Source organism: Halorhabdus tiamatea SARL4B (assembly GCF_000470655.1).
GTDB lineage: Archaea > Halobacteriota > Halobacteria > Halobacteriales > Haloarculaceae > Halorhabdus > Halorhabdus tiamatea.
Map to the genome: position 1 here is coordinate 2,030,554 of NC_021921.1, position 24,193 is coordinate 2,054,746.

At 65.4% G+C, this 24,193-nt stretch carries 28 protein-coding genes; 19 read left to right on the forward strand and 9 right to left on the reverse strand.

The window, feature by feature from the left end:
- Window positions 1-63 precede the first annotated feature (63 nt).
- Genes HTIA_RS09955 through HTIA_RS09970 form a run of 4 tightly spaced genes read left to right on the forward strand, consistent with a single transcriptional unit; the run spans window position 64 to window position 2,983 of the window.
- A complete protein-coding gene (locus HTIA_RS09955) occupies window positions 64-744 on the forward strand; it encodes a glycosyltransferase family 2 protein (protein WP_008528215.1) in 681 nt (226 codons plus the stop codon).
- Complete coding sequence (locus tag HTIA_RS09960; protein ID WP_008528216.1) at window positions 741-1,091, forward strand: DUF2304 domain-containing protein; 351 nt, start codon at window positions 741-743, stop codon at window positions 1,089-1,091. Before HTIA_RS09955 ends, HTIA_RS09960 begins: the two co-directional genes overlap by 4 nt.
- Window positions 1,084-1,947: a polysaccharide deacetylase family protein gene (locus HTIA_RS09965; RefSeq protein WP_008528218.1), complete on the forward strand. Its 864-nt coding sequence runs from the start codon at window positions 1,084-1,086 to the stop codon at window positions 1,945-1,947. The genes HTIA_RS09960 and HTIA_RS09965 overlap by 8 nt, the downstream gene beginning before the upstream one ends.
- On the forward strand, window positions 1,940-2,983 hold the full coding sequence (locus HTIA_RS09970; RefSeq protein WP_008528219.1) for a lysylphosphatidylglycerol synthase transmembrane domain-containing protein: 1,044 nt from the start codon (window positions 1,940-1,942) through the stop codon (window positions 2,981-2,983). The genes HTIA_RS09965 and HTIA_RS09970 overlap by 8 nt, the downstream gene beginning before the upstream one ends.
- 22 nt (window positions 2,984-3,005) lie before the next feature.
- On the opposite strand, the gene HTIA_RS09975 is transcribed toward HTIA_RS09970, so the two are convergent.
- Entirely contained in the window at window positions 3,006-4,769 is a 1,764-nt protein-coding gene (locus HTIA_RS09975) for an ArnT family glycosyltransferase (RefSeq protein ID WP_020936307.1), read from the reverse strand.
- A gap of 127 nt (window positions 4,770-4,896) precedes the next feature.
- On the opposite strand from HTIA_RS09975, the gene HTIA_RS09980 reads away from it, so the two are divergent.
- Window positions 4,897-5,511: a DUF309 domain-containing protein gene (locus tag HTIA_RS09980; protein ID WP_008528224.1), complete on the forward strand. Its 615-nt coding sequence runs from the start codon at window positions 4,897-4,899 to the stop codon at window positions 5,509-5,511.
- 49 nt (window positions 5,512-5,560) lie between these two features.
- Here the strand turns inward: HTIA_RS09980 and HTIA_RS09985 are convergent, their stop codons facing one another.
- From HTIA_RS09985 to purS, 3 genes are all read right to left on the reverse strand, one after another.
- Window positions 5,561-5,980, reverse strand: coding sequence for a CBS domain-containing protein (locus tag HTIA_RS09985; protein ID WP_021029363.1), 420 nt, complete (start codon window positions 5,978-5,980; stop codon window positions 5,561-5,563).
- Window positions 5,981-6,104: 124 nt separating this feature from the next.
- Window positions 6,105-6,779, reverse strand: coding sequence for a phosphoribosylformylglycinamidine synthase I (purQ, locus tag HTIA_RS09990; RefSeq protein WP_008528226.1), 675 nt, complete (start codon window positions 6,777-6,779; stop codon window positions 6,105-6,107).
- Window positions 6,776-7,027: a phosphoribosylformylglycinamidine synthase subunit PurS gene (gene purS, locus HTIA_RS09995; RefSeq protein ID WP_008528228.1), complete on the reverse strand. Its 252-nt coding sequence runs from the start codon at window positions 7,025-7,027 to the stop codon at window positions 6,776-6,778. Before purS ends, purQ begins: the two co-directional genes overlap by 4 nt.
- Before the next feature lie 193 nt (window positions 7,028-7,220).
- Between purS and HTIA_RS10000 the strand changes: the two genes are divergently transcribed.
- From HTIA_RS10000 to HTIA_RS10025, 6 genes are read left to right on the forward strand one after another with little or no spacing between them, the layout of a single operon-like run.
- Window positions 7,221-7,571, forward strand: a complete 351-nt coding sequence (locus tag HTIA_RS10000) for a hypothetical protein (protein ID WP_008528230.1) — start codon at window positions 7,221-7,223, stop codon at window positions 7,569-7,571.
- Window positions 7,572-7,576: 5 nt separating this feature from the next.
- A complete protein-coding gene (locus HTIA_RS10005) occupies window positions 7,577-8,152 on the forward strand; it encodes an NADH-quinone oxidoreductase subunit B family protein (RefSeq protein ID WP_008528231.1) in 576 nt (191 codons plus the stop codon).
- Window positions 8,127-8,597: an NADH-quinone oxidoreductase subunit C gene (locus HTIA_RS10010; protein WP_008528232.1), complete on the forward strand. Its 471-nt coding sequence runs from the start codon at window positions 8,127-8,129 to the stop codon at window positions 8,595-8,597. The genes HTIA_RS10005 and HTIA_RS10010 overlap by 26 nt, the downstream gene beginning before the upstream one ends.
- A gap of 2 nt (window positions 8,598-8,599) precedes the next feature.
- Window positions 8,600-9,859, forward strand: coding sequence for a hydrogenase large subunit (locus tag HTIA_RS10015; protein WP_008528233.1), 1,260 nt, complete (start codon window positions 8,600-8,602; stop codon window positions 9,857-9,859).
- The gene (locus HTIA_RS10020) at window positions 9,856-10,842 is read left to right on the forward strand and encodes a complex I subunit 1/NuoH family protein (RefSeq protein ID WP_020936309.1); all 987 of its coding nucleotides are present in this window, start codon (window positions 9,856-9,858) and stop codon (window positions 10,840-10,842) included. The genes HTIA_RS10015 and HTIA_RS10020 overlap by 4 nt, the downstream gene beginning before the upstream one ends.
- Entirely contained in the window at window positions 10,839-11,198 is a 360-nt protein-coding gene (locus HTIA_RS10025) for an NADH-quinone oxidoreductase subunit I (RefSeq protein ID WP_008528235.1), read from the forward strand. The genes HTIA_RS10020 and HTIA_RS10025 overlap by 4 nt, the downstream gene beginning before the upstream one ends.
- A 14-nt stretch (window positions 11,199-11,212) precedes the next feature.
- Here the strand turns inward: HTIA_RS10025 and HTIA_RS10030 are convergent, their stop codons facing one another.
- Window positions 11,213-11,686 carry a hydrogenase maturation protease gene (locus HTIA_RS10030; protein ID WP_008528236.1) on the reverse strand — a complete coding sequence of 158 codons (474 nt, stop codon included), beginning with the start codon at window positions 11,684-11,686 and terminating at the stop codon, window positions 11,213-11,215.
- Between the two features lie 301 nt (window positions 11,687-11,987).
- Here HTIA_RS10030 and HTIA_RS10035 point away from each other — a divergent pair, with 301 nt between their 5' ends.
- The 6 genes from HTIA_RS10035 to HTIA_RS10060 all read left to right on the forward strand — a co-directional run bounded on the left by HTIA_RS10035 (window position 11,988) and on the right by HTIA_RS10060 (window position 18,767).
- Window positions 11,988-13,478: a complex I subunit 5 family protein gene (locus HTIA_RS10035; protein WP_020936310.1), complete on the forward strand. Its 1,491-nt coding sequence runs from the start codon at window positions 11,988-11,990 to the stop codon at window positions 13,476-13,478.
- A complete protein-coding gene (locus HTIA_RS10040; RefSeq protein ID WP_008528238.1) occupies window positions 13,475-14,023 on the forward strand; it encodes an NADH-quinone oxidoreductase subunit J in 549 nt (182 codons plus the stop codon). The genes HTIA_RS10035 and HTIA_RS10040 overlap by 4 nt, the downstream gene beginning before the upstream one ends.
- Window positions 14,020-14,304 carry an NADH-quinone oxidoreductase subunit K gene (locus tag HTIA_RS10045; RefSeq protein WP_008528239.1) on the forward strand — a complete coding sequence of 95 codons (285 nt, stop codon included), beginning with the start codon at window positions 14,020-14,022 and terminating at the stop codon, window positions 14,302-14,304. The genes HTIA_RS10040 and HTIA_RS10045 overlap by 4 nt, the downstream gene beginning before the upstream one ends.
- A complete protein-coding gene (locus HTIA_RS15465; protein ID WP_020936311.1) occupies window positions 14,298-16,178 on the forward strand; it encodes an NADH-quinone oxidoreductase subunit 5 family protein in 1,881 nt (626 codons plus the stop codon). Before HTIA_RS10045 ends, HTIA_RS15465 begins: the two co-directional genes overlap by 7 nt.
- 185 nt (window positions 16,179-16,363) lie before the next feature.
- On the forward strand, window positions 16,364-17,647 hold the full coding sequence (locus HTIA_RS10055) for a COG1470 family protein (RefSeq protein WP_008528244.1): 1,284 nt from the start codon (window positions 16,364-16,366) through the stop codon (window positions 17,645-17,647).
- Between the two features lie 145 nt (window positions 17,648-17,792).
- The gene (locus HTIA_RS10060; RefSeq protein ID WP_021029364.1) at window positions 17,793-18,767 is read left to right on the forward strand and encodes a formyltetrahydrofolate deformylase; all 975 of its coding nucleotides are present in this window, start codon (window positions 17,793-17,795) and stop codon (window positions 18,765-18,767) included.
- A 35-nt stretch (window positions 18,768-18,802) separates the two neighbouring features.
- Here HTIA_RS10060 and HTIA_RS10065 read toward each other — a convergent pair whose 3' ends face one another.
- Window positions 18,803-19,024, reverse strand: coding sequence for a hypothetical protein (locus HTIA_RS10065; RefSeq protein WP_008528246.1), 222 nt, complete (start codon window positions 19,022-19,024; stop codon window positions 18,803-18,805).
- 339 nt (window positions 19,025-19,363) lie between these two features.
- Window positions 19,364-20,392, reverse strand: a complete 1,029-nt coding sequence (locus HTIA_RS10070) for a phosphoribosylaminoimidazolesuccinocarboxamide synthase (RefSeq protein WP_008528247.1) — start codon at window positions 20,390-20,392, stop codon at window positions 19,364-19,366.
- Between the two features lie 129 nt (window positions 20,393-20,521).
- On the opposite strand from HTIA_RS10070, the gene HTIA_RS10075 reads away from it, so the two are divergent.
- Entirely contained in the window at window positions 20,522-21,874 is a 1,353-nt protein-coding gene (locus tag HTIA_RS10075) for an ATP-binding protein (protein WP_008528248.1), read from the forward strand.
- 39 nt (window positions 21,875-21,913) lie between these two features.
- On the opposite strand, the gene HTIA_RS10080 is transcribed toward HTIA_RS10075, so the two are convergent.
- Window positions 21,914-22,720 carry an aldo/keto reductase gene (locus HTIA_RS10080; RefSeq protein ID WP_008528249.1) on the reverse strand — a complete coding sequence of 269 codons (807 nt, stop codon included), beginning with the start codon at window positions 22,718-22,720 and terminating at the stop codon, window positions 21,914-21,916.
- A 123-nt stretch (window positions 22,721-22,843) separates the two neighbouring features.
- On the opposite strand from HTIA_RS10080, the gene HTIA_RS10085 reads away from it, so the two are divergent.
- A complete protein-coding gene (locus HTIA_RS10085; protein WP_008528250.1) occupies window positions 22,844-23,719 on the forward strand; it encodes an MBL fold metallo-hydrolase in 876 nt (291 codons plus the stop codon).
- Window positions 23,720-23,742: 23 nt separating this feature from the next.
- Here HTIA_RS10085 and HTIA_RS10090 read toward each other — a convergent pair whose 3' ends face one another.
- Window positions 23,743-24,051 (reverse strand): hypothetical protein, encoded by a 309-nt coding sequence (locus HTIA_RS10090; protein WP_008528251.1) that lies wholly within the window; start codon window positions 24,049-24,051, stop codon window positions 23,743-23,745.
- Window positions 24,052-24,193: the final 142 nt, after the last annotated feature.

The window sequence follows — 24,193 nt, forward strand, 5'->3', positions numbered from 1 at the left end:
CGGGCGATCCACTAGTGGGTTTCGAACGATACGCCTAAGTGACCTCCCGAAGGCGATCCTACCGTGCGAACGGTCGCCGTCATCCCCGCGTACAACGAGCGCGAGACCGTCGGGTCGGTGATCGACGGGGCGAGCCAGCACGTCGAGGAGGTCGTCGTGGTCGACGACGGCTCGACGGACGGCACGCCCGACCTCGCCCGAGAAGCCGGCGCGACGGTGATCGAACACGTCTTCAACACGGGCGTCGGCGGCGCGGTCCGGACCGGCTATCGGTACGCGATCCGGGAGGACTTCGACTTCGTCGTCCAGGTCGACGCCGACGGCCAACACGACCCCGAGGAGATCCCCCAGCTGCTCGGGGTGGCCGAGGACGCGGACATGGTGATCGGCAGCCGGTATCTCAACGAGAGCTTTCAGGAGTACTCCTGGCTCCGGGATCTCGGGATCCGGTCGTTTACCGCGGTCGTCAACCTGCTGGGCGGCGTCGACGTCACGGACGTCACCAGCGGCTTTCGGGTCTATCGCGTCACCGCTCTCAGACGACTGTTGCATCGCTCGGACAAACACTGGGCGGTCGAACAGACTCTGGAGGCCGCCAGGCGCGATATGGACATCCGGGAGGTCTCGATCGCGATGCCGACCCGCGAGACGGGCTCCTCGCAGTTCACGGTCGAGACCTTCGCGCTCTATCCGCTGCGCATGACCGACGCCATCCTCCGGGTACTCCTCTTTCGAAATCCATGACCTACAGCCTCGTCAACGTCCTCGCCGTGCTCGTGGGAGTCGCCTTCCTCTGGAACGCCTATCGCCTCGTCGATCGCGGCCGGGAGGATCTGGCCATCCTCGCGCTGTCGCTCGTCCTGGGCGGCGGCCTTATCTTCGTCGCCATCTTTCCGAACACCTTCGAAGTCGTCGCGACGGTGCTGGGCCTCGAATGGAAGGCACGGGCGATGCTCGTCCTCTCGAACCTGACGCTGTTCGTGGTCGTCACCTATCTCTTCGATCGCCTCGGCCGACTGAGCGAGCGGGTCTCGACGCTCAACGAGGAGTTGAGTCTGCTCGAAGCCGAACGCGACAAGCGCGATGACTGACCACCGGGCGGTCCTCTCGATCGACGTCGAACTGTTCGACCAGACGCCCGCGTATCGGAATGCCTCGGGGAGTACCGGGGAGAGCGGTGTCGGTCTCGACGGCCTTTCCTTCCTTCGGGACGCGCTGGCCGAACACGACGCGCGGTCGACGGGCTTCGTCGTCGCCGAACTCGCCGAGACCTATCCAGACGCGATTCAAGCGTTCGCCGACGACGGCCACGAGATTGGCTCGCACACCCACTCTCACCGCCTACTATCGGACCTCGATCCGGCGACACAGCGCGAGGAGATCGAGCGCTCGCGAGCCGTGCTGGCTGAAACGACCGGCGCGAAGGTTCGTGGCTTTCGCGCACCGGCGTTCGACCTGGCCGAGAATCACTTTCAGGTGCTCGCGACAGCGGGATACACCTACGATTCGAGCGTCGTGTCGAGTCGGGCGATTCCGGGGTGGTACGGCGGCGAGTACGACGTTCATCGGCCGACGCCGGCAGCGGAGATCGACACCGACGCGCCCGGAAGCATTCGCGAACTACCGGTCAGCGTCATGCCGAGACTGCGGCTGCCACTGACCGGAACGTGGCTCCGGTTTTTTGGCCCGCGATACACGATCCTGGGAATGCGATGGCTGGCTCGCCGCGGAATCACGCCGGTTCTGTACGTCCATCCCTGGGAGTGTGTCGATCTTCCCGACGTCGAGGGTGTTCCATCGCGGGTGTACTACCACACCGGCGCGTGGATGCGCCGGGCGATCGAGCGGATCCTGTCGAGCGAATTCACGTTCGTTTCGGCCGGTGAGGTCGTGGCCGGGGGCGACAGCGGGAGTCCCGAAACCGGCACGATCGACGGAGGTGACTGACGTGGACGCGAATCGCCTCCGCGACGTCGCCGTCACGCTCGCCCAGTACGCGATCGCGCTCGTGACGCTTGCGTGGGCGCTCTCACAGACCGACCCGGCCGAGGCACTGTCGCTGCTCGCCGGACTCGACGCGCTCACAATCCTGGCGCTGCTCGGCGTGACCGTCCTTGGACTGCTCGCCCGCTTCGACACCTGGCAGGCTGCGATCGGTCCCGTCGAGTCGACCGACCTCCGGACCGCCGGGCGAATCGACCTGATCGTCAACTTCGTCAACCAGTTGCTGCCGTCCCGGTTGACCGGCCGCCTCGCCGCCCCGTTCGTCCTCCGGAGCGAACTCGGGGTGTCCTACGCCGACGCGACCGCCGTCTCGGGCGTCCACACCGCACTCTACGCGCTGCTGTACGGTGCCGTCGCGACCGTCGGCCTCGCGTTCGCCGTCGGTCGACTCTCGATCGGGCTCGCGGCCGTCCTCGCGCTCTCGATCGGGCTCTATCTCGCTGCGGGCGTAAGCGTCCTCGCCGCCGGGACGAACCTCGAACGGCTGGACTGGGTGTTCGGCGGGATGACGCGACTACTCGGTTATCTCCCGCGGGTCGGGGATCGACTCGCCGCGCAGGCCGAAGACGCAGTCAGCTTCACGGCCGACGCGACGGACGCGTTCCGCTCGATCGCCTTCGATCCGGGTGTCTGGGCCCGGTACGCCGCCGGCTGGACTGTGGCGATGGTACTCGCGCCCGGCGCGCGTGTGTTGTTGCTGTTCAGCGGCTTCGGCGTGGCCTTCGAGCCCGTCGCGCTCGTGCCGGTCTACCTCGTGATGGCCTACAGCGTGACGCTGCTGCCGCTGACGCCGGGTGGCTTCGGCGTGACCGAGGCGACCACGACGGCCGTCTTCGTCGCGCTGGGAGTGCCGAGCGCGGCGATCGTTCCCGTCGTGTTCGTCGATCGTTTCCTCGGCGTGTACCTCCCGGCACTCGCGGGCTGGTATCCCTCGCTCGGGATCGATCGGGCGTCACTCAGGACTGGCGACGGGGAGTGAACGCGCGTCACGCCGTCGCCACTCAAAACGGCGGGTCGCGGTCGGGACTGCACTCGCCGGTCGACCGAAGCACGAGCGTGTACTGGTTGGGGCGCAGTTCCTGTTCGTCGGCGTACTGATCGACGTGCGGGACGATCCCGTGCGGAAGCAATTCGAGCAACGAGCCCGGCGTCGGCCGCTGTGGGACGAAATCGGGCGGGCGCGGGCCGAACTCGGCGACGGGTTCGTAGCTGTCGTTTCCGTCGAGCAGCCCCCGTACGTACGCTCCTCGAAGCGACGATGTCCGGTAGTACGTATCCTCGTCGAGGTAGAGCAGGTCGCGATAGGTCAGCATGATGTATTCCGGACAGGCGGTGAATTCGCCCTCCCGGTGGGTCACCGTCGCGCCGTGGGGGAGTGCCGTGTCCTGGAAGTGCCGCGTGTACACCTCGATCGTCTCGTTCTCGCCGATGGTGTCGTCCAGCCAGGCCGCGGCCCGATCGCGTGGCATGTCGGCGTACCCGGCGGCGCCGACGCCGGCGTAGGCGGCCGAACTCACCACCAGCGCGACCGTGAGAACGCGAGCGACTGTCGCCCGGCGCTCGCGCAGGTCGACCAGCCACGCCGCGACGAGAATCGCGAGCAGCGGGAACGTCGCCAGGAGGTGATGGACGCGGAAGTCGTGCCAGGGGACGAACAGCGCGACGAACGCGAGGAAGGCGATGAGAACGAACACTCTCCCGGCCGAAAGCCGGCGACGCACCGCGAGCGCGACCGTCGCAACGACCGCGGTGAGGCTGGCGACGACCATCGGGAGCCCGAGACCACTGAAATACTGCCGGGCGAACCACCACCACGTCGGCGCGTCGGGACCGGTGGCGTGGGTCGCCCGCCCGACCGGTCCCCCGAAGATCCGTTCGAGGAACGGCTCGAACGCGCCGACCAGCGCCGTCGGGAAGCCGAGCAGGATCGTCAGAGCCCCGAGCGCGGCTCCCGTCGCAAGGAGTCGCGGCCGGTACAGCGATCGGGGCCACTCCGTACTCTCGCGGGCCCGCAGCAGGTGGGCGACGGCGATCAGCCCGATGACGGGAGCCGTCGTGAGTTTGAACGCGATGGCGACGCCGCCGGCCGCGCTCGCGGCGAAGAACTGCCAGTCAGCGCCGGTATGGACGTAGCGAACCAGCAGATACACCGCCACCAGCAGGAAGAACAGCGCCGGCATGTCCTCGCCACCCTCGTGGGCGATGGTCAGGAATCCGAAGGTCAGCGTCAACAGAAGCGCCGCAAGCCGACCCGTCGATCGATCCGCGATCGTCCTGGCGATCCGGTACGTGAGATACACCGAACCGACCGCGAAGGTGACGTTGAAGAGCCGAACCAGCCCGATGTAGCCGGTCCAGAACCAGGCCGGAATCTCGTTCCAGATCGGGAAGTGGCCGAAGTCCCAGCTGATATGCGGGGTTCCGGTGATCGCATCGAGGTTGCCGGTCAGCACGGCGACGGCGAGCATCGGAATGAGGGCGAGTCCGAACAGATAGAACGTCGCCCCGAACGGAACGCGGCCCCACGCGACGCCCTCTTTGACCCCTTCGAAGCTGGGATCGGCGACGACCGACCGGACGGCCACGAGGGGATCCAGCGCCCGGCTCCACTCGTCTCTGGTAGCGAGGTTCGGGAGCCGGTGCCAGAACCAGAAGCCCGACAGCACCGCCGCGAGAATGAGCAGCGCGGGGAGATACGGGTCCGTCCGCAGGTCCTCGAGAACGCGGGTTTTCGCCCGGCCGAGAAGTGCGCGAACGGGGACCATCTACCGGCTCTTTTCCCCGAAGCGTGCAAAAATCTGTCTCACTGGCCCGACTGAACCGGTGAACCGAACTGACGAGTGCCGTGTCACAGACAGAGGCGTTTAGTCGGCCCGGGTCCGAAAGTGGTGCATGGACGCCGCTTTGCGGGCCGGGATCGCGCTCTACAACGCCGGGTACTACCGGATCACCCACGACGCCTGGGAAGCCCCGTGGATCGGGATGGGGTCCCGCCAGGAACCCAAGGACTTCCTCCAGGGACTCATCCAGTTCACCGTCGCGATCCACCACGCTACCGTGGGCAACGAGTCCGGCGCGCGGAAACTGGCCGGGCGCGCACAGACGTATCTGGAGGGGTATCCGGAACAGTACCAGGGCGTCGACCTCGCTCCCGTGCGGGAGTATCTGGCCGCACTCGAAGCAGACCCCGACCACGTCGAGGACACCGATCCGCCGACGGTGACCCATCACGGCGACGTCATCGAACTCGCGGATCTCGACTTCGCGGAGACGACGTTGGCCGCGGAGGCGATCGCAGAGGTCGAGGGCGACGAGGATATCCTCGACGATGCGATCGAGTACGCCGAGGACGACCTCGAGGCCGGCGACGAGGGCAGTCAGTTCATCACGTTCGTCTTCGATTACGTCCGGAGTCCGGACGACCGACCGATCATCCGACAGCGATTGGACGAACACGTCGATCGGCGGCAGGGGCGGGAAGCGGACGTCGAGGGACTGTTCGAGTGACAGCGTACACTGTGCCGAGAAAGTGAAAACTCCGCCCAGCACCGGTGCGTCAGTACGCCGGCCGCTGGGCGCGGATGGTCGAGGCGAGTTGCTGTTCCTCGTCGGCGATGAGTTCCGTCAGGTCGTCGGCGGTGACGATCCCGGCGAGTTCACCACCGTCAGTGACAGGGAGCCGACGAACGCTGCTCTCGCTCATCAGGTTCGTCGCCTCGTAGAACCCGGCGTCCGCCTCGATGGTCTTGAGGTCCTCGGTCATCACGTCCGCGGCGGTCGTCGCTGTCGGGTCCCGTTCCTCGCTGACGACCCGGATCGCGAGGTCGCGGTCCGTGACGATGCCGACGGGCGTCTCGCCGTCGGTGATGACGACGCTGCCGACGTCGCCCTCGTCCATCGTCTCGGCGAGATCGGGAACTGGTGTGTCTGGTTGTGCTGTGACCACGTCGCTTCGGGCAAGGTCTGATACTGGCATTTGGGCACCCCGTTGGGAGTTTACCCGGCACATACATAATAGTTGATTATATTTTTCAGGGGAGAAGAGTCCGGATGGAGGAGAACAGGCACGTCGCACCGTCCCGAGGGTGGATCGAACCCGGTCAGGCGAACCCCGAAAGCACGCCGCGTCCGTCAGTCTCGCCGATGTCGTCGAGAGCCATCCGTTCCGGATGGGGCATCATGACGGCGATGTGGTCGCTCTCGCCCGTGACGCCCGCGACGGCGTGTTTCGAGCCGTTGGGATTCGCCTCGGGCGTGACGTTGCCGTCGGCGTCACAGTATCGAAAGAGAATCCGATCCTCGGACTCCAGGGCGTCGAGGCGGTTGTCGCTGATCTCGAAGCGACCCTCGCCGTGGGCGATCGGCAACTCGATTATCTCGCCTTCCTCGTAGTGGCTGGTCCAGGGCGTCTCGCTATTCTCGACGCGGAGGTGGACGTGTTCACACTGGAAGCGAGCGCTCACGTTGGTGGTGAACGCGCCCGGGGTCAGCGAGGCCTCACACCCGATCTGGGCCCCGTTGCAGATCCCGAGCACGGGCGTCCCCTCGTCGGCGGCCGCCCGAACCTCGTCCATGATCGGCGAGTGGGCGGCCATCGCGCCCGCACGGAGGAAGTCACCGTAGGAGAACCCGCCGGGGAGGACGATTCCGTCGACGGCTTCCGGCAGGGCGTCCTCGTGCCAGACGAGTTCGGCCTCGACGCCGAGCGATTCGAGTGCCTGGACGGTGTCCCGGTCGCAGTTGCTTCCGCCGAACTGGATGACGGCGACGCTCATTGGTCCTCGATGGAAACCTCGTAGTCGTGGATGGTCGGATTCGCGAGCAGGCGCTCGGCCATCTCCTCGGCGCGGTCGTAGGCGGCCTCGCTGTCGGCCGCCTCCAGGTCGATCTCGAAACGGTCGGCCGCGCGCAGCGCCTCGAGTTCGAAACCGAGGCGTTCGAGCGCCTCCCGGGTCGTCTCCGCCTCCGGATCGAGCACCCCCTCCTTGAGCTGGACTGTCACTGTCGCCGTGTACGTACGCATCGCGTGAAATGCGGATGTCATCCGCGAAAACTCTTGTGACTCGCGTCAGGTCTTCGCGCCCGCCCACTGATTTATACGATAACTGATATACTGGCATTCCCCGGCAATATCTTCCCGATAGTTCAGGAGGAAAACCAAACATCTACAATCGAGACAAGCTTTATCTACTGGAATTACCTACTTTTAACTCGATATGGTTACTGATATCCTTCTCGCGCCGCCGCTCGCGTTTGCTCTCTTTGTTCTGATAAGTTTCACTATTGATCGTGTAGGGAACACGATCGCGTCGGATCGGGCCGACGCCGGCGAGGCGTTCCGGACGGCGTGGGCCAGCGGTGAGGAGCCGCCCGAGAGCCAGGGGCGGCCGCGGTATCGGCTCTATCACGTCGGGATCGGCTTTACGATCATTCACGTCGCCGTGTTGCTCGTCGCGACGATCCCGATCGACGCCAACGGGGCGATACTCGGCGTGCCGCTGCTCGCCGTCGTCGGACTGGCGCTGTTCGCCATCGTCGACGCCGGACGACCACAACCAGGGAGGTAACACACATGGGACGCATCATCGACTGGGCGCGGAACCGATCGCCGTGGATACTCCACCTGAACTGCGGGAGTTGCAACGGCTGTGACATCGAGACGCTGGACGCGCTGATGCCCCGGTACGACGTCGAGCGCTTCGGCATCCAACAGAAGGACACGCCGCGACACGCCGACGTCCTCGTCGCGACCGGGCCGGTGACCAAACAGATGGCTCCTCGCCTGGAGCGGGTCTACGAGCAGATGCCCGAGCCAAAGCTGGTGATCGCGGCCGGGTCGTGTGCCTCGACCGGCGGCGTGTTCAAAGACTGTTACAACTGTCACGAGGGCATCGACGACGTGATTCCCGTCGACATGTACATTCCCGGCTGTCCGATCTCGCCCGAGGCGCTGATCGACGGTATCGTCGCGCTGCTGGAGGAGGCCGGCCAGGACGCCAAAGCCGAGCGACTCGCCGCGGCCAAACCCGAGATCGTCCAGGATGGCAAACGCATCGACGAGGCTGTCCCGGACGGGGCCGCGGGCCAGCCAGCAACCGACCCAGAGACACAGGAGGGAACGGATGACACCGAGCCAGTTGAAGCGTAAGCTCGACGACGAGCTGTCGGCGTTGCTCGCCGCCTCGGAGGAGCACGACTGCGGTCGCCTCGAGTTCGTCCTCGCGGACAGAGGCGACCTGGTCGAGGCCGTCACGACGCTGCAGGAGCTGGGCATCACCCACCTCATCACGATCACCGGCGTCGACGCCGGCGACGAGATTGAGGTGCTGTATCACTTCCTGCGGTACGGCGAGTACGACGACGGCGACCTGGGCGAGGGCGTCGAACTCACGATCCGGGCGATCGTTCCGAAAGCGGACCCGACGATCGAGACGCTCACCGACGTCCTGCCCGGCGCGACGCTGTACGAACGGGAACTCATGGACATGCTCGGCGTCGAGGTCACGGGCCACCCCAACCCCGAGAAACTCCTGCTGGCCGACGACTTCGACGGCGGGCCACCCCTGCGGGCAGAGAACCTGGAGGTGAACTGATCATGTCAGAGGAAGTCTCCGGCACGGAAATCCCGGTCGGCCCCCAGCACCCGTCGCTGAAGGAACCCGCGAACTTCACGCTGACCGTCGACGGCGAGGTCATCACGGGCGCCGACCTCAAACTCTCGTACAACCACCGCGGGATCGAACAGGCAGCTCTCTCGAAGTCCTACCTCGAGAACATCTACCTGCTCGAGCGCATCTGTGGCATCTGCTCGCACGCCCACACGAGCTCGTTCGTCACCGGCGTCGAGGACCTCCTTGATCTCGACGTTCCCCGGCGGGCGAACTACATCCGGACGCTGATCGGCGAACTCGAACGCATCCACAGTCACATGCTCTGGCTCGGGGTCGCCGGTCACGAGATCGGCTTCGACACGCTCTGGCAGTACGCCTGGCGCGATCGCGAGCTCGTGTTGGACCTCTTAGAGGAGATCACGGGCAACCGGATCCACTACTCGATCAACACGATCGGCGGCGTCCGCCAGGACCTCACCGACGAGCAACGCGAGACCGTCCTCGAGAAGATGGACGAACTCGAGGAGCGCATCGACTTCTACTTAGAGACGGTCCCCAACGAGGAGACGGTCCGGATGCGGTGTGAGGGCGTCGGCACCGTCTCGACCGAACTTGCCCGCGAGTACTGTGCGGCCGGGCCAGTCGGGCGCGCCTCGGGACTCCCTGTCGACGTTCGCAAGGACGCCCCTTACGCCGCCTACGACGAGATGGACTTCGACGTCATCACGGAGACGACGGGCGACCTGCTGGCGCGCACGACGGTTCGGATCCGCGAGATCGCAGAGAGCATCTCGATCATCAGACAGGCTGCCGAAGGGATTCCAGAGGGGGACCTGAAAGCCAGCCCGCAGCCGATGCAGGCGCTGTTGGCACAGATCCCCGAGGGCGACGTCGTCAGCCGTTACGAGGCTCCGCGTGGGGAACTCATCCACTACCTCCGCTCGGACGGGACCGACACGCCCGAACGCATCCACATCCGGGTGCCGACCCTCGCCAACTGGCCGACCGTCGTCGAGGCCCTGCGGGGGAGTTACATCGCCGACACGCCGATCGTCGTCGCCGGGATCGACCCCTGTATCTCCTGTACGTCCCGGATCGGCGTCGAGACCGATGGGAGCCACGCCGGCGAGAACTCCTTCAACCTCGACGAACTCCGGGAGTACGGCATCGAGTGGTACGACGACCGTGCCGAGGGTGGCTCGGTGCGGACCGAACCACAATCCGGCCGAGGTGACCGACCGTGAGTCTCGAAATCGACCTCGCGACCGGCCTGCTGTACCTGCTGGTGTTCCCCGGGTTCGCGTTCCTGTTCACCTACGCGTTGGCCGCCGAGTACGTCGACCGGAAACTCTACGCGCGCGTCCAGAATCGCGTCGGGCCGCCGCCGCTGCAGCCCCTGGCTGACTTCCTGAAGCTGCTGGCCAAGGAGTCGGCGGTCCCCGAGGACGCGACCGCACGGATCTACAAGGCGGCTCCACTGACTGGGTTGGCCGGCGTCTTGACCGCGATGTTGTACATCCCGGTCTGGAGCGAGACGGCGGCGATGTCCTTCGAGGGCGATCTGGTCGTCGTCCTCTTTTTGCTCTCGCTGCCGTCGTTCTCGCTGTTCTTCGGCGGGTGGTACTCCGGGAACGTCTTCAGCCAGGTCGGGACCACCCGGACGATCACGCAACTGTTCGGCTACGAGATCCCGTTCTTCCTGGCGTGCTTTGCCCCGGCGGTCGCCGCGGGGACGCTCGAACTCTCGGGCATCGTCGCGTTCGTCGGGTCGAACCCGCTGCACATGCTCGTCTTCCTCCCGGCGTTCGTCGTCGGACTGCTGTCGTTGCAGGCCAAACTCGAGCGGATCCCCTTCGACGCGCCGGAGGCCGAGTCCGAACTCGCGACCGGGGCGCTGGTGGAGTACTCGGGCCGGAAACTCGCACTGTTTCACCTCACCAAAGACGTCGAACTCGTCGTCGGCGCGGCGCTGCTGTCGGCGCTGTTCCTCGGCGGGCCCTACCCCGTCGGATCGGTCGAAGGGGTCGCCGGGGCCGCGCTGGGGATCGCCGTCTTCCTCGTGAAGACCCTCGCCATCGTGGCCGTCCTCTCGATCCTCAGGGGCGTGCTCGCGCGACTCCGGATCGAGCAGGTCCTCAGCGTGTTCTACCGGTGGCTCGTGCCGATCGGGCTGGCCCAGATCGGGATCGTGCTGGCGGTCGGGCTGTACGCGGAGGGACTGTTATGAGCTTACCAGGCAAACTCGTCCCCGAGGCGCTGAAGACCCTCGGGAAAGACCGGGCGACCGTATCGTACCCCAAGAACAAGCGGACGCTCCCGGAGCGCTTCCGTGGCGCTGTCGAGTTCGATCCCGACCCCTGTACGGGGTGTGGGATGTGTGAACGCCACTGCGCGGCCGACGCGATCGAAGTCGGGACCGACGACGACGGCAACGTCACCTGGGCGTACGACGTCGCCAGGTGCATGTTCTGTGGGCAATGTGCGGAGTCCTGCCCGACCGACGCGATCGTGATGGGCCAGGAGTTCGAACTCGCAGACAGTGACCGGGAGTCCTTCGAGGAATCGTACACCTTCGAACGGTGACGGGCGGCACCCGCCTACTGGGTACCGCCGAGCACGTCGCTCAATTCCGCGGCCAGCTCGTCGAGGCGTCGCTCCACGGCGGGCGAAAGCTCGGTCCCGAACTCGATCCGGGCCGGCTCGACGCCAAACAAGGCGACGTTGGCGTCCATCTCGCGAGTGAGGAACGTTTCCAGCATCGCCGGAGTCGACTTATGAGACGAAAAGGACTCGCCACCGAGGTCGGCAGAATCGATCCACTTGGAGTCACCGGGCTCGCCGTCGAAGGCGATCGCGTCGACCAGCACGATCCAGTCGGGCTCGAACCGACGGATCACGCCCGTCTGGTTCTCGGGGGCGACGCCGCCCTCGATCACGCGGAGTCGATCGTCCTCGATCCCGGACAGTCGCCGGACGACTTCGAGGCCGACGGCGTCGTCGCCGCGCAGTTCCGAGCCCATACCGACGAGGGCGACGCGATCGGCGGTGTCGATTTGCGGTGGCGTCGTCACAGATCCAGACAGGACGCCAACCGTCTAAAGCGACTCGCTCGCGAGGGGCGTCCGTCGCCGCGAACCAGGTGGTCGCGGCGACCAGCCGTCCCGGACTGGACGACCACAGACAGACCACGTTCGCGATCGAAAATGAACGATTCCGCAGCTACCATCCGAATTAAGTCGAATGATTCAAGAAGTATTCGCCGGAAAACCGAGGTATGGATATGTCCGTGAGTGAGCGAACGCGGCCCGTTCGGAAGGGTGGAGCGAGCGGGACGAGCGGTGTGTGTCGAAGGCGCACGCCGGGAGGCCAGCCGTGACCGAGACGCCGCTCGCGACGGTCCCGTTGCTCGCGCTGTTCGCGGGCATCTTCGCCACGTATCTGGTCGGCCGAATCCGACACGAGCGATCGACCCAGGCGACCGGCGTCGTCGCGGTCGCATCGTTGCTCGTCGCACTCGGCGCGACCTGGTCACTGTGGACGTCGTCACTTCCGATCGAGTACGCGATCGGCGGGGCCGGTGTCGGCATCCAGGTTACCGCCCTCGGCGTCTTCCTGTCGGTCGTCGCGTGTCTGGCCGGGCTCGCAGTCGCCGTCTACGCGATGGCTGGCACGGACGACGACGGGGCGACGGAACTCTATTATCCCCTGGTGCTCGCGGCAGTCGCCGGCGTCGTCGGCATCGGGGTTTCGGCGGACCTGTTCTCGCTGTACGTCTTCTTCGAGGTGATGGCCGTCGCGACGTACGCGCTTGTGCCGTTCGCGGTTTCCCGGGCGAGTGCCGTCGAGGCCGGATTCAAGTACGTCGTGCTGAACGCCGTCGGATCGGTGCTCGCGATCTTCGGGGTCTCGCTGGTGTACGCCGAAACGGGCGGAACGCTCGCGTTCGGCCCGGTTGCGGCGGCGCTCTCGGACACGACGGAGATCGCAACGGCCGCCGTGCTCTTCCTGGTCGTCGGCTTCGGCGTGAAGGCAGCGATCGTCCCGCTGCACACGTGGGTGCCGGACGCCTACGCCGAATCGCCGGCCGGCGCGAGCGCGTTGCTCGCAGGCCTGGCGACGCCCGCTGCCGCCGTGGCGATGGTCAAGGCGCTGTCTGTGTTCCCGGGCACGGTCCCGGTCGGACTCGTCCTGGTCGTCTTCGGCGCGATCACGATGACCGTCGGGAACTTCCTCGCGCTCGGGCAACGTGACCTCAAACGGTTGCTCGCCTACTCGTCGATCCCCCACGTCGGCTACGTGATTTTCGGGTTCGGGATCGGTTTCTACGGCGACTTTGGCGTCGCGGTCGACGGGGCGCTCTTTCACGTCCTCGCGAACGCCTTTATGAAGGGCGGGGCCTTCCTCGCCGTCGGTGCGATCGCCTACCGCCTCGCGAGTACTGACGTGGCGAACCCGCGCCACCTCGACGACCTCGCGGGGATCGGCTACCGGATGCCGGTCGCCGCCGGCGCGATCGCGGTCGCGGTGCTGGCGCTGGCCGGCGTCCCGCCGCTCGCTGGCTTCTGGGGCAAACTCCTCATCGTCGTCGGGGGCGCGGAAGTGTCAGGATGGCTCGGCGTCGCCCTCGCGCTGCTGGTGATCGGCAACTCGTTCCTCTCGCTGGGGTACTACCTGCCGGTTCTGCGGAGCCTCTTTGCCAGCCCAGAGGACGCTGTGAGTTCGGCCGCTCGGACGCCGACGCTGCTCGCGATTCCGATCCTCGGACTGACGGCGGGGACGATCCTGCTCGGGATCGTGCCCTCGGTCGGGTTCGATCTCGTCGGGCCGGCCACCGACGTCCTGCTCTCCGGGGTGATGCCATGACGACGCTGACGACGGCGGCACTCGTGGCGACGGTCGGCCTCGCAGTGATCGCCGTCGCCGCCCGGGACTTCCTCGTCTCGATTCTCTCGTTGTCGGGCGCGAGCGTGGGGCTCGCGGTGTACTTCTATCTCGCCGGCGCGCCGATCGCGGCCGTCTTCGAGGCGGTCGTGGCCGCCGGACTGGTGACGGTCCTGTTTCTCATGATGATCAGTCTGACCGACGCCGAGACCGCCACACGCATCGAGGGACGCAAGCTGCCAATTGTCGGACTCGCGCTCGGTGCGCTCCTCGGCGTCACCCTGGTCGTCTGGGGCTGGCTCGGCGGGCTCTCGGCCGGCGGGGGAAGCGAGATCGAACTCGCCGAGGCGCTGTGGGCCGAGCGGTCGATCGACCTGCTCGCGGTGACCGTCCTGCTGTTCGTCGGCGTGCTCGGGATCGTCCGCCTGACCGCCGAGCGCTTCGACGCGACTGACCGGGCCGTCACGAGTGAAGGCGCGCCGATCGGTGGGGACGAAACGCGTAAAAAATCGGAGGGAGACACATGACTGCACTCGCCTACGGCGCGGCGATCGCACTCCTGCTGGTCGGCCTCGCGGCGGTCCTGAGCGGGGCCAACGCGGTGAAGACGCTGATCGGCGTCGAACTCGCTTCGAAGGGCGTCCTCGTGAACTTCGTCGCGACCGATCCGACCGGCAGCCAGGGGATCGTGATCCTGTTGATCCTGATCGACGCCATCGTCGTCGCCGTCCTGCTGGGGCTGGTCGTTGCGGTGTATCGCCAGTACGGAGCCCTCGATCTCGACGAACTCGGGAGGTTGACATGGTAACGAACCGACAGACACTGCTCGCATCGACGCCCGGCGTGCTCGTCGCCGGCGCACTCGCCCTGGCGGTCGCGCTCATGGGACCGGGTCTCGAGACGCCCGCCATGCTGGCGCTCGGGGCGATCGCGTTGCCGTTCGTCGGCGCGGCGCTGTTGCCGTACGTCGCCGTCGCCGGCGACCGGACCCGGAACGCGGTCGCCGTCGGTGTCGGTGTCGTGACTGGCGTCCTGACGCTTGCGCTCATCCCAAGAGCACTCTCCGGGGATCCGTCGGTCGTCCACTACGACCTGTCGTGGGTCCCAGCCATCGACGTCTCCTTCGGGCTGTACCTGGACGTCCTCGGCGTCATGATGGCGACCATCGCGGGCGTCGTCGGCGCGCTCGCGCTGGTTTTCTCGACGCGCTTCATGGAACGCGAGGACGGCCTCACTCGCTACTACGCGCTGACCCTGCTGTTCGTCGGCGGGATGATCGGCTTCGCGCTGACCGACAGCCTCGTCGCGCTGTACGTCTTCTGGGAGGTCCTGGGGCTGTGCTCGTTCGGGCTGATCGCCTTCTGGCTCAAGGACGACGCCTCCTTCGCGGCGGGCGTGAAGGCGTTCGTCACGACCCGTTTCGGCGACATCGGCCTGCTGGCCGGGATCGCCGTGCTGTACGTCGGCGGCGGGACGTTCTCGATCCGCGGGCTGACCGAGCAGGCAGCCGCGGGGACGCTGCCGGAGTGGACGCTCGCGGCCGCTGGCGGGCTGTTCATCGTCGCGGCCGTCGGGAAGTCCGCGCAGTTCCCCTTACACGTCTGGCTGCCGGACGCGATGGAGGCCCCGACCACGAGCACGGCACTGATCCACGCCGCCTGCATGGTCAACGCCGGGCTCTATCTCCTGCTTCGGACCCGGCCCATCTTCGACGGGCTGGCGTGGTGGACGACCGCCGTGCTCGCCATCGGGACGATCACTGCGTTCCTGGCGGCCGTCTTGGCGACCGTCGAGAACGACTTCAAGCGCGCGCTGGCCTATTGTACGATCAGCCAGCTCGGGTACGTCACGGCGGCCATCGGGCTGGCCGGGGGCGTCCTGCCGGCGACCGCCCACGTCCTGAGTCACTCGATCTTCAAGGCGCTGCTGTTCCTGGCGGCCGGGTCGGTCATCTTCGCGCTGGGTGGCACCGTCCACAAGCACGTCGACATGTACGAGTTCCGTGGCGTCGGTAACCGCCGGCAGATGCCGATAACCAACGTCGCCTTCCTCGTTGGCATCCTCGGGCTGATCGGCGTGCCCGGGTTCAACGGCTTCTGGAGCAAGGAGTACATCTTCAGCACGGCGATGGACGGCGGGCCGGTCGAGGTCGCGGCCTTCGTCGTATTGGCGATCACGGCCGTGCTCACGGTCGTCTACTCGCTGCGGATCTACTACCTGATGTTCCTGGGCGAACCCAGTGAGTCCGTCATTGAGTCGCCGCCGGCGATGACCGGCCCGCTGGCGATCCTGGCTGGCCTCACGGCCACGTCGTGGCTGGCGATCGGGCCGCTATCGGGCGCTCTCGAGACCTACTTCCCCAGCGCTGACGTTCACGGCTATACGATCGTCGGCTTCGTCGAGCACACGCTCACCGTCCAGACACTGGCGCTGACCGCCGCGATCCTCGGTGTGGGCTATCTCGGATTCCGCTTCCGGAAGCCGATCAACGACGCCGCGCCGAAGGGGCTGCTGTCGGCACTGGCGATGGGCTACGGCTTCGACGCCGTCTACGAGCGCGTCGTGGCAGTCTACCGGTGGTGGTGTGCCCGGGCGCGAGTCATTCAGACCGGTGACGTCAACTACAACGTCGTCGGCATCGTGGTGGCGCTCGTGATCGGGGCAGTCGTGCTGGCCCTCTGAGCCGTCTTCTGTCAGGGAAACCGCATCGGAGTATCAAGACTGGAAAGAACGTAGCGTTTGCCAGTATTGACAGACACCTCGATTGTATCCCCGTACTGAACTACTAGAAAGTATATCCGGAACGTTGATTAGTTGGGCGAAAAATAGCCTTTGATGAGGGTTCTAGCCCTCCAGGAGAGAATCCCATGAAGCACCGCAATGTACTGATTATTGCGCTGGTAGCCGCGTTGATAACGCCGGCTGCCGCCGCCCACGTCCCGCTGGAGAACAGTGCACCCGTCCAGGGTGAACCAGTCGCCGCTGACGAGCCCGTCACGACCGTGAGTGCCGGATCGTCACAGGCAAGTGCCGGATCGTCACAGACGAACGCGACCAATTACACGCATCTCTACCTCGACGATCAATACCAGTACGGCGAAGTCAAACCAGGCAATTCGACGACGTTCAACATCACCGTCGCCAATGGCGAAGACCACGCCGTTGAACTGTCGCCACACGTCGTCCTGCCACAGCTAGAGGCACACCCGATCCAGGACGCCTGGATAACGATCGAAGACGCGAACACCACCCTCGGAGCCAATGCCGAACGGACGTTCACCGTGACCGTCTCGGTCCCCGAGGACACGGAACTCGGTGACTACCAGGCCGCGATCGCGTTAACCGAGGAGACGATTTCCTATCCGGCACGGCCACCCCAACCGATTCACGCGGCCACCATCAGCGTGGAGGTCTATCAGGAGCCGACTGTGACCATCCAGAGCCCGTCGTATTACTCGACAAGCATCCAGGCAGGGAGTGACTACACCTATGAGGTCGTCGTCGAGAACACTGGCGAGAACGCGGTGCCGCTGAACCCGTCGATCGAGACGGAAGAGTCGCGCTATCGCGACCAGGCAACGGCACAGCGCTCGTGGTTCGACATCGAAGCGCCGAGCGAGGTCGCCGCTGGGGAGAACGCGACGGTCGAGATCACCGTCAACGCGCCCTCGGACGCCAGCGTCGGCGACTACGACGCGATGGTCGACCTCGGACTGAAAGATCCCGGCCGTCAGGACCAAAGCGACTACTGGCAACAGGTAGACCTGGGCTTCCAGATCTGGGAGCAGCCCGAAGACCCCTTCGTGACGGACTTCCAGGTCGGCGATGAGGTCGAAAACGTCACGCTCACGCTGTCGGCGAGCCAGTATCGTGAGATGGCCAACGATCGCCCGGCGAGTTTCGACGTGACCTTCGTCGCACCCAACGGCACGGTCGCCGACCACCAGCGTGCGCAAGTCACGAACCGGGGTAGCGTCAGTCTCACGAGCGCAGCGAGTCGAGGCGAAACCCAGGGTCCGTATACGAGCGGTAACGAGGCCAAACAGTTCGTCTACGGCGTCGACGATCCAAGCGCCGGTGAGTGGACCGTCCAGATCATGCCACACAACACGACGGACTTCAGTTACGAGATCGTCCGCAACGAATCATAACGGTTCGGTCCAGATCTCGTCTCGCGTTCGTCCGATCACTCGTACGCGGAGATTTCCGACGACCGCGGCGGACGCAGAAAACGCACCCTTTTTGCTCGCGTGGCTGCCATAGCTTCCCAATGAGCGCCAGCACGCGACTCCCGAGGTGGTGGCCGTGACTCGTGAGTTCACAGAGATCACCGTCGTCGGCGACGACTCCACGGGACTGATCGCCGAAGTCACCTCGCTACTGTTCGAACGCGGTGTCAACATCGAGGACCTGGATCAGGCGGTCCGGGAGGGACTCTTCCGGATGACCACGATGGTCGACACCAGCGAGATGATCGTCACGGAGGAGACACTCAGAGCGGATCTCCAGGCCCTCGCCGACGATCTCGACGTCGACATCACGGTCCGGTTCCCGAAGGACCGAGAGACCCAGTCCATCGCGGTCCTCGTCACGAAGGAGAGTCACTGTCTCGAGGCGATCTTCGAGGCCTGGGCGAGTGGTGACCTGGGGGCAGACGTCGAGGTCGTCATCGGCAATCATCCCGACCTCCAGCCCCTCGCCGAGAAATACGACGTGCCCTTCCACGACATCGGCGACGAGAAGGGCACGCCCGACGAAGGAGAACTGCTGGATTTGCTCGCGGAGTACGACGCCGATCTGATCGTCCTCGCACGATACATGCGCATTCTCAGCCCGGACGTCGTCTTCCGGTACGAGAACCGAATCATCAACGTCCATCCCTCGCTTTTGCCCTCCTTCCCCGGCGCGTCGGCGTACATGCAGGCCATCGAGGAGGGTGTCCGGATCGCGGGCGTCACCGCCCACTACGTGACGACCGACCTCGATCAGGGGCCGATCATCACCCAGCGCGTGTTCAACGTCCCGCCGGAGGCGACCGAAGAAGAACTCCAGAAGATCGGCCAGCCCCTGGAGGCCGAAGCACTGCTGGAAGCGATCGACCTCCACCTCGACGACGAGATCTACGCCCATCGCGGGCGGACTCGGCTACGTGATCCCGAAGAGACCGACGCCCAGCTCGGCGCACCCGAGCAACTCGACGAACTCAACCCCGACCGGCCCATCGACGGGCTGGGCGAGGTTGTGACCGACGGCGGCGATTCCGAGGAGTGAGCGAAAAAGGGGAGCAGGCGGAGCAGACGAGGGCGTTATTCGAGGCCGAGGTCCGCGAGCGAGTGCGTGTGTTGCCACGCGCCCGAGACCTCGTCGACGTCGAACGTGAGCACGCCGTCAGTGAGTTCGAGTCGGACCGACTCGTCGTCGATTTCGGCGTCGTGGAGGTGGAGTTCCAGCGGCTGGTCGAATTCCGCGACCGCGACCATCAGTTCACCGTTCGCTTCGAGCATCTCCTGGAGTTCATCAGCGTCCATGATTCGATTCATACATACGGGAAACGGACCCAAAAAGATTGCCATCCGTCAGATTGCAGGGCCCGACGCTGGGAAGATCCGTAGAAAATTTCGTGAGGTTTGTTTTTGGGCAGCCTAAAAAGAGGCAGAAACGGCTCCTTCTGGAAGGGCTAAACCCCGCTGGTTCTCTTGGTGAAATAGTCATGCAGGTCACCCACTACGACACGTGCCAGGAATGCGGGAGCGACCTCGACTCCCCCACGAGCTACCAGCGCCACGCGTACTGTCCGTCGTGTCGGGAATCGCTGTAACACGTCTGGACCGGCTGGGAGGTCACGAAGCCGTCGTTCGAGCGCCGAGCTACAGGTTCCGGGCCGCCTCGATCGCGTCTTCGATCGACGGCGCGTCGAAGACCTCGCGGTCGAGATACGCGTTCGTCCCCGCGGCGTAGAGGTCGGCGGCGACGTCAATCACGTGCTGGTCGAGCGATTCGGGCCGGCGGTCACACAGTGACTTCCAGTCGGCGACTCCCTCGTCGCTGGCCGCCACTTTCGCCTCGCCGACGGCCTCGACCCACTCGGGCTGGGTGCGCTTGTGGTACTGCCGGATGACTTCTTTGCTGACCTCCTGACCGTCGTAGGAAAAGCGGTTCTCGTCGAAGGTCCCCACGACGTCGGCGACGCGGATCTCACCCTGGTAGTAGAGACACTCGATCTTGCCGTCCTCGTGGACGAACCCCGCCTCGGCGGCCCGGCGGTTGAGCAGGTCGTTCACCGCGCGGGCGACCGACTCGAGGTCGTCGACGTCCGCACGGCCGGCGATCCGGTCGGCCTCCGCCCGCGATAGATAGCGGTCCTGTTCCTCGTACTTCGTCGAGAACTCGACGACCGGTTCGGGCAGGTCGACAACCTCGTCGGGCCAGGTCTCCCAGTCGAGGCCGTAATCTTCGGGCGCGGAGCGCTTTCGCAGGCTCGACCCGACGGGGACGGTGTTCCGGAAGACGATCTCCAGAGGGATGAGATAGTTCTCGCCCGCTGCGTCGTGGTAGGCGTCGTAGTCGTAGCCGTCAACATTGTGAGGCAGATCCGGAACCTGGGTCAACTCGATGGCCATCTCGCGGGGCTGTTCGCCCACGTCGATCGCCGCATCGACAGCTGTCGTCTCACCGTCGACGACGACCCCCTCGTAGTGGGTGGGGATTCCCTCGTCCTCCAGGCTCTCGAAGTTGGCTGCGCCCATCGTACACAGCGCGGCTCCCTTCCCCGGGATCTCGTCGGGCATCGTCCCCCAGTCGAACACCGAGTAGTCGTCGGTGAAGACGAACGCGCCCCGACCGAGCGCGGTCGCGGTCGGCTCGTCGTCGATCCGAAATTCCTTGACGCTGGTCATCGAGTCGGCGTTTCTGGCGGGTCACCTTAGAGGTTGTACATTGGGAGCAACGCGATCACGAGACTGATCGACGACACGTCTGGCCGTCTTCGAGTGGCTTATGTCGCTTGCGCTACAAAGCTCCCGGAGATGAGCGAACCGGAACGCGACGTCGTGGAGTTTGTCCTCACGACGGATGTCTACTCCGAGCGAGAGGACCTCGAACCGGACGATCTGCCGTCGATCTATCGGACCGTCTTCTGGGAAAACGGCACGATCGAACGACCGCTGGTCCCGACTGTCGAGGCCACCCGCGAAGCAACGGGTGTCGATGACCCCTGGGACACAGTTTCGGGGCTGATGTTCACCAGCCACGACGACTTCTCGGAGGAGATCAAACTCACCGACCGCGAGATGGCCGAAGAGTGGCTCGGCAAGCGGATCGAGCTCGAGGAAATTCTCGAGAACCCGACGCTGGCCTCGATCTTCGAGGACGACTTCGACGAGGTCAGCTACAAGCGAGCGCGCGAACAGGTCCGTCCCGCCCGCGCCGACCGGGCCTGGATCGACAGCTTACTCGAGGAGTACTTCGCGGAGGAAGAGGAAGAGGAGATGCTCGACCTCGTGGACATCCGCGCGCCCGAGGAAGTCGACATGCGTCTCGACGATCTCGTGCTCACGGAAGACCAGGAGGGCGAGATCAACAAACTCGTCAAGGCCATCGAACACCGCGATTATCTGGCGCGGATCGGCCTCCGGGAGATCGGCAAACTCCTGTTCGTCGGGCCGCCGGGGACCGGCAAGACCAGCGTCGCCCGGGCGCTCGCCCACGAACTCGACCTGCCCTTCGTCGAGGTGAAGCTGTCGATGATCACCTCCCAGTATCTGGGCGAGACGGCCAAGAACGTCGAGAAGACTTTCGAGGTGGCCCGGCGACTCTCGCCGTGTATCCTCTTCATGGACGAGTTCGACTTCGTCGCCAAGACGCGCGCCAGCGACGAACACGCCGCGATCAAGCGCGCGGTCAACACCCTACTGAAGTCGATCGACGAGATCAGCCTCATCCAGGACGACGTCCTGTTGATCGGCGCGACCAATCACCCCGACCAGCTCGACGCGGCGGCCTGGCGGCGCTTCGACGAGATCGTCAACTTCCCCAAGCCCGACGTGGGGATGCGCGCCGACATCCTCCGGGTCGTCACCCGGGACATGGAGATCGAGGACTACGATCCCGAGGAGCTCGCCGAGATGACCGAGGGATTGACCGGCAGCGATCTCCGACTCGTCCTCCGGGAGGCCGTCCTGAATGCCCTGACCGAGGAACGCACCACGCTCACCCAGGACGACCTCGTCGACGCCGTCGCCAACTTCGAGGAACGGGACAACCTGAAGAACCTCGACATGATCGAGGGCGATCACGACGCGCTGGTCGCCGGCGGGACGCCGAGTGCGGACGGCGGCCACGATCACGAAGGGCACGACCACAGCCACTCCGAGGACTGAGTGGGCGGTCGGCCCGCCGGCTAGTGAGATATTTTCGCGCTACTGATTCCAGGGGGCGAAATCCGGGTCGATGACCCGGTGTTCCCGACCGATGGCGTCGATCGCCGCGACGTCTTCGGGATCGAGAGATACTTTCAACGCCGCCAGGTTGGCTTCCAGGTGCTCGCGGCTGCTGGCTTTCGGGATCGGGACGACGTTCTCCTTCGTGTCGAGCCACGCGAGGCTGACTGCCGCCGGGGAAACGCCGTGCTTGTCTGCGATCTCTTGAATCTTCGGCTCCTCGAAGACCTCGCCCTGGGCGAGTGGCGAGTACGCGACCAGCCAGTGGTCGTGCTCGCGGGCGTCCTCCCGGAGTCGATCCTGCTGGAGGAGCGGGTGACACTCGACCTGGTGGGCGGTGATCGGGACGTCCAGAACCTCACGGGCTTCATCGAGCAGTGCGGGTGTGAAATTCGAGAGCCCGATATTTCTGATCGCGCCATCGTCGTGAAGTTGCTCGAGCGCGGCCAGCGTCTCACTGGCCTCGTAGGTGTGGGTCGGCCAGTGGACGTACAGCAGGTCGAGATACTCGGTGCCGAGCCGATCGAGACTCGCCGTCGTCGACGTGCGGACGTCCTTGCGGGCGAGGTTATCGGGATCGACCTTGGTCGCGAGGAAGACGTCCTCTCGATCGACCGACGAGGTGGCGATTCCCTCGCCGACGTACTGTTCGTTGTCGTACCCCTGGGCCGTGTCGACGTGGCGATACCCAACGTCGAGGGCGGTCCGGACCGTCTCGACCCATTGCTCGCGGTTCGCGTCCGAGTAGGTGCCGAGACCGGGGACTGGCAGTGTCGCAGGTGGCATCGGCCTGCCTTGGCGGCGTGTCGTCTTCGGTCTGGCGGTCGCCTCCGTCAGTGAGTCCGTCGCCGCACTGCCCGGCCACCGGTATCGTCAGGCCCTTGCCTGACCGCCGCCACGCTCCCGTCGATGGAAGTCACGTTGCTCGGGACCGGCGACACGACCGGGACGCCGACGGTCGGGTGTACGTGTGAGGTCTGCGAACGTGCTCGCGATCCCGACGACGCGCTCCGCACACAGCTACGCGACCGCGGCGTCGCGGTCGGCGATCGCGGCGTCGAGCGAACCCGTTTCTCGGTCCACGTTCGCAACGAACGCACCGACGAGACGCTCCTCATCGACGCCAGCCCGGACTTCCGGACGCAGTTTCTCCGGGAGGACCTCGACGTTCCCGACGCCGCGGTGATCTCCCACGTCCACTTCGATCACCTCGACGGATTGGGTAACCTCTATCGCCTGACACGGGACATGCCGGTCTACGCCGCGAGCGAGGTCGACCCTGCGACGGGCCGGAGCGTCGCCGAAAGCGTCCGGCAGCGCTACGACTACCTCGACGTCATCGACGTCCGGGCTCGCGATCCCTTCGCGTCGTTTCGGGTCGCCGGCTTCGACGTCACGCTCGTCCCCGTCGATCACCCGCCGCTGTCGTGTTACGGCCTCGTCGTCGAGGACCCCGAGACGGGTGCGAAACTCTCGCTGTCGGGCGATACGAGTTACGATGTTCCCGAGGAGAGCCGGGACGCCCTCGCCGGGGCCGACCTGTTGCTCGTCGACGGCATCCTCCCGGCTGACCGGTGTGACACCCACCCGGCCGGCGGGGCGGACTACGTCGACGGCGTGCCGATGACCTACGGGAGCAAGCACATGACCATCGAGGGGGCGAGGCGGTTCGGCGAGGAACTCGACGCCGGCGAGTTACGGATCGTCCACCTCTCGCACTACCTGCCGGTCGAGACGGCCTTCGATCGGCCGCTGGCGGTCGACGGAGAGACGTTCGTGCTGTGAGACGGTGTTTTGCGACTGTGGCCTCACTGCGAAAGTTTCCCGTTGACGAATCCGTTCACCTGGTGGAGGAGGTCGAGCAGTTCGCTGTCGGCAGCGACACGATATCGCTGCGGTGATGAATTCGCGACGGGTTCGAGGACTTCGAGTGCGAGAAGCAACTCCAGGTGGGTGTATACCGACTGGCGGCTGACACCGGCTTCAGTGGCGAGTTCCGACTTCGTGAATTCACGACTTGGAAGCGCATCCATCAGTGCATCGAGGATGTAGCCGACGCTCTCGTTCTGGACGATGATCCGCCACCCGCTGGGATACTCGTCGCGCAGTTCGTCCATCGAGGGTAATTCTGTCGTCTTATCCGGGGGTTTCTGGCTCGACATGGTGTGCGTGTTGTCTCAACAATCATGTCGCCGCGTGTTAAATCTGTTGGACACTTGTGCCCATCAGAACTGGGCGAATATAAATAGGAAAGCGAGA

What these genes read in the sequence shown, in the direction of transcription:
- HTIA_RS10000 (WP_008528230.1), top strand. Translation starts at nt 7,221, where the DNA reads ATGGTTACTGATATCCTTCTCGCGCCGCCGCTCGCGTTTGCTCTCTTT.
- purS (WP_008528228.1), bottom strand. Translation starts at nt 7,027, where the DNA reads ATGCGTACGTACACGGCGACAGTGACAGTCCAGCTCAAGGAGGGGGTG.
- HTIA_RS09965 (WP_008528218.1), top strand. Translation starts at nt 1,084, where the DNA reads ATGACTGACCACCGGGCGGTCCTCTCGATCGACGTCGAACTGTTCGAC.
- HTIA_RS09975 (WP_020936307.1), bottom strand. Translation starts at nt 4,769, where the DNA reads ATGGTCCCCGTTCGCGCACTTCTCGGCCGGGCGAAAACCCGCGTTCTC.
- HTIA_RS09985 (WP_021029363.1), bottom strand. Translation starts at nt 5,980, where the DNA reads ATGCCAGTATCAGACCTTGCCCGAAGCGACGTGGTCACAGCACAACCA.
- HTIA_RS10080 (WP_008528249.1), bottom strand. Translation starts at nt 22,720, where the DNA reads ATGCCACCTGCGACACTGCCAGTCCCCGGTCTCGGCACCTACTCGGAC.
- HTIA_RS10045 (WP_008528239.1), top strand. Translation starts at nt 14,020, where the DNA reads ATGACTGCACTCGCCTACGGCGCGGCGATCGCACTCCTGCTGGTCGGC.
- HTIA_RS10025 (WP_008528235.1), top strand. Translation starts at nt 10,839, where the DNA reads ATGAGCTTACCAGGCAAACTCGTCCCCGAGGCGCTGAAGACCCTCGGG.
- HTIA_RS10065 (WP_008528246.1), bottom strand. Translation starts at nt 19,024, where the DNA reads ATGGACGCTGATGAACTCCAGGAGATGCTCGAAGCGAACGGTGAACTG.
- HTIA_RS10010 (WP_008528232.1), top strand. Translation starts at nt 8,127, where the DNA reads ATGACACCGAGCCAGTTGAAGCGTAAGCTCGACGACGAGCTGTCGGCG.
- HTIA_RS10090 (WP_008528251.1), bottom strand. Translation starts at nt 24,051, where the DNA reads ATGGACGAACTGCGCGACGAGTATCCCAGCGGGTGGCGGATCATCGTC.
- HTIA_RS10070 (WP_008528247.1), bottom strand. Translation starts at nt 20,392, where the DNA reads ATGACCAGCGTCAAGGAATTTCGGATCGACGACGAGCCGACCGCGACC.
- HTIA_RS10085 (WP_008528250.1), top strand. Translation starts at nt 22,844, where the DNA reads ATGGAAGTCACGTTGCTCGGGACCGGCGACACGACCGGGACGCCGACG.
- HTIA_RS09960 (WP_008528216.1), top strand. Translation starts at nt 741, where the DNA reads ATGACCTACAGCCTCGTCAACGTCCTCGCCGTGCTCGTGGGAGTCGCC.
- purQ (WP_008528226.1), bottom strand. Translation starts at nt 6,779, where the DNA reads ATGAGCGTCGCCGTCATCCAGTTCGGCGGAAGCAACTGCGACCGGGAC.
- HTIA_RS10040 (WP_008528238.1), top strand. Translation starts at nt 13,475, where the DNA reads ATGACGACGCTGACGACGGCGGCACTCGTGGCGACGGTCGGCCTCGCA.
- HTIA_RS10005 (WP_008528231.1), top strand. Translation starts at nt 7,577, where the DNA reads ATGGGACGCATCATCGACTGGGCGCGGAACCGATCGCCGTGGATACTC.
- HTIA_RS09980 (WP_008528224.1), top strand. Translation starts at nt 4,897, where the DNA reads ATGGACGCCGCTTTGCGGGCCGGGATCGCGCTCTACAACGCCGGGTAC.
- HTIA_RS10015 (WP_008528233.1), top strand. Translation starts at nt 8,600, where the DNA reads ATGTCAGAGGAAGTCTCCGGCACGGAAATCCCGGTCGGCCCCCAGCAC.
- HTIA_RS10075 (WP_008528248.1), top strand. Translation starts at nt 20,522, where the DNA reads ATGAGCGAACCGGAACGCGACGTCGTGGAGTTTGTCCTCACGACGGAT.
- HTIA_RS10055 (WP_008528244.1), top strand. Translation starts at nt 16,364, where the DNA reads ATGAAGCACCGCAATGTACTGATTATTGCGCTGGTAGCCGCGTTGATA.
- HTIA_RS15465 (WP_020936311.1), top strand. Translation starts at nt 14,298, where the DNA reads ATGGTAACGAACCGACAGACACTGCTCGCATCGACGCCCGGCGTGCTC.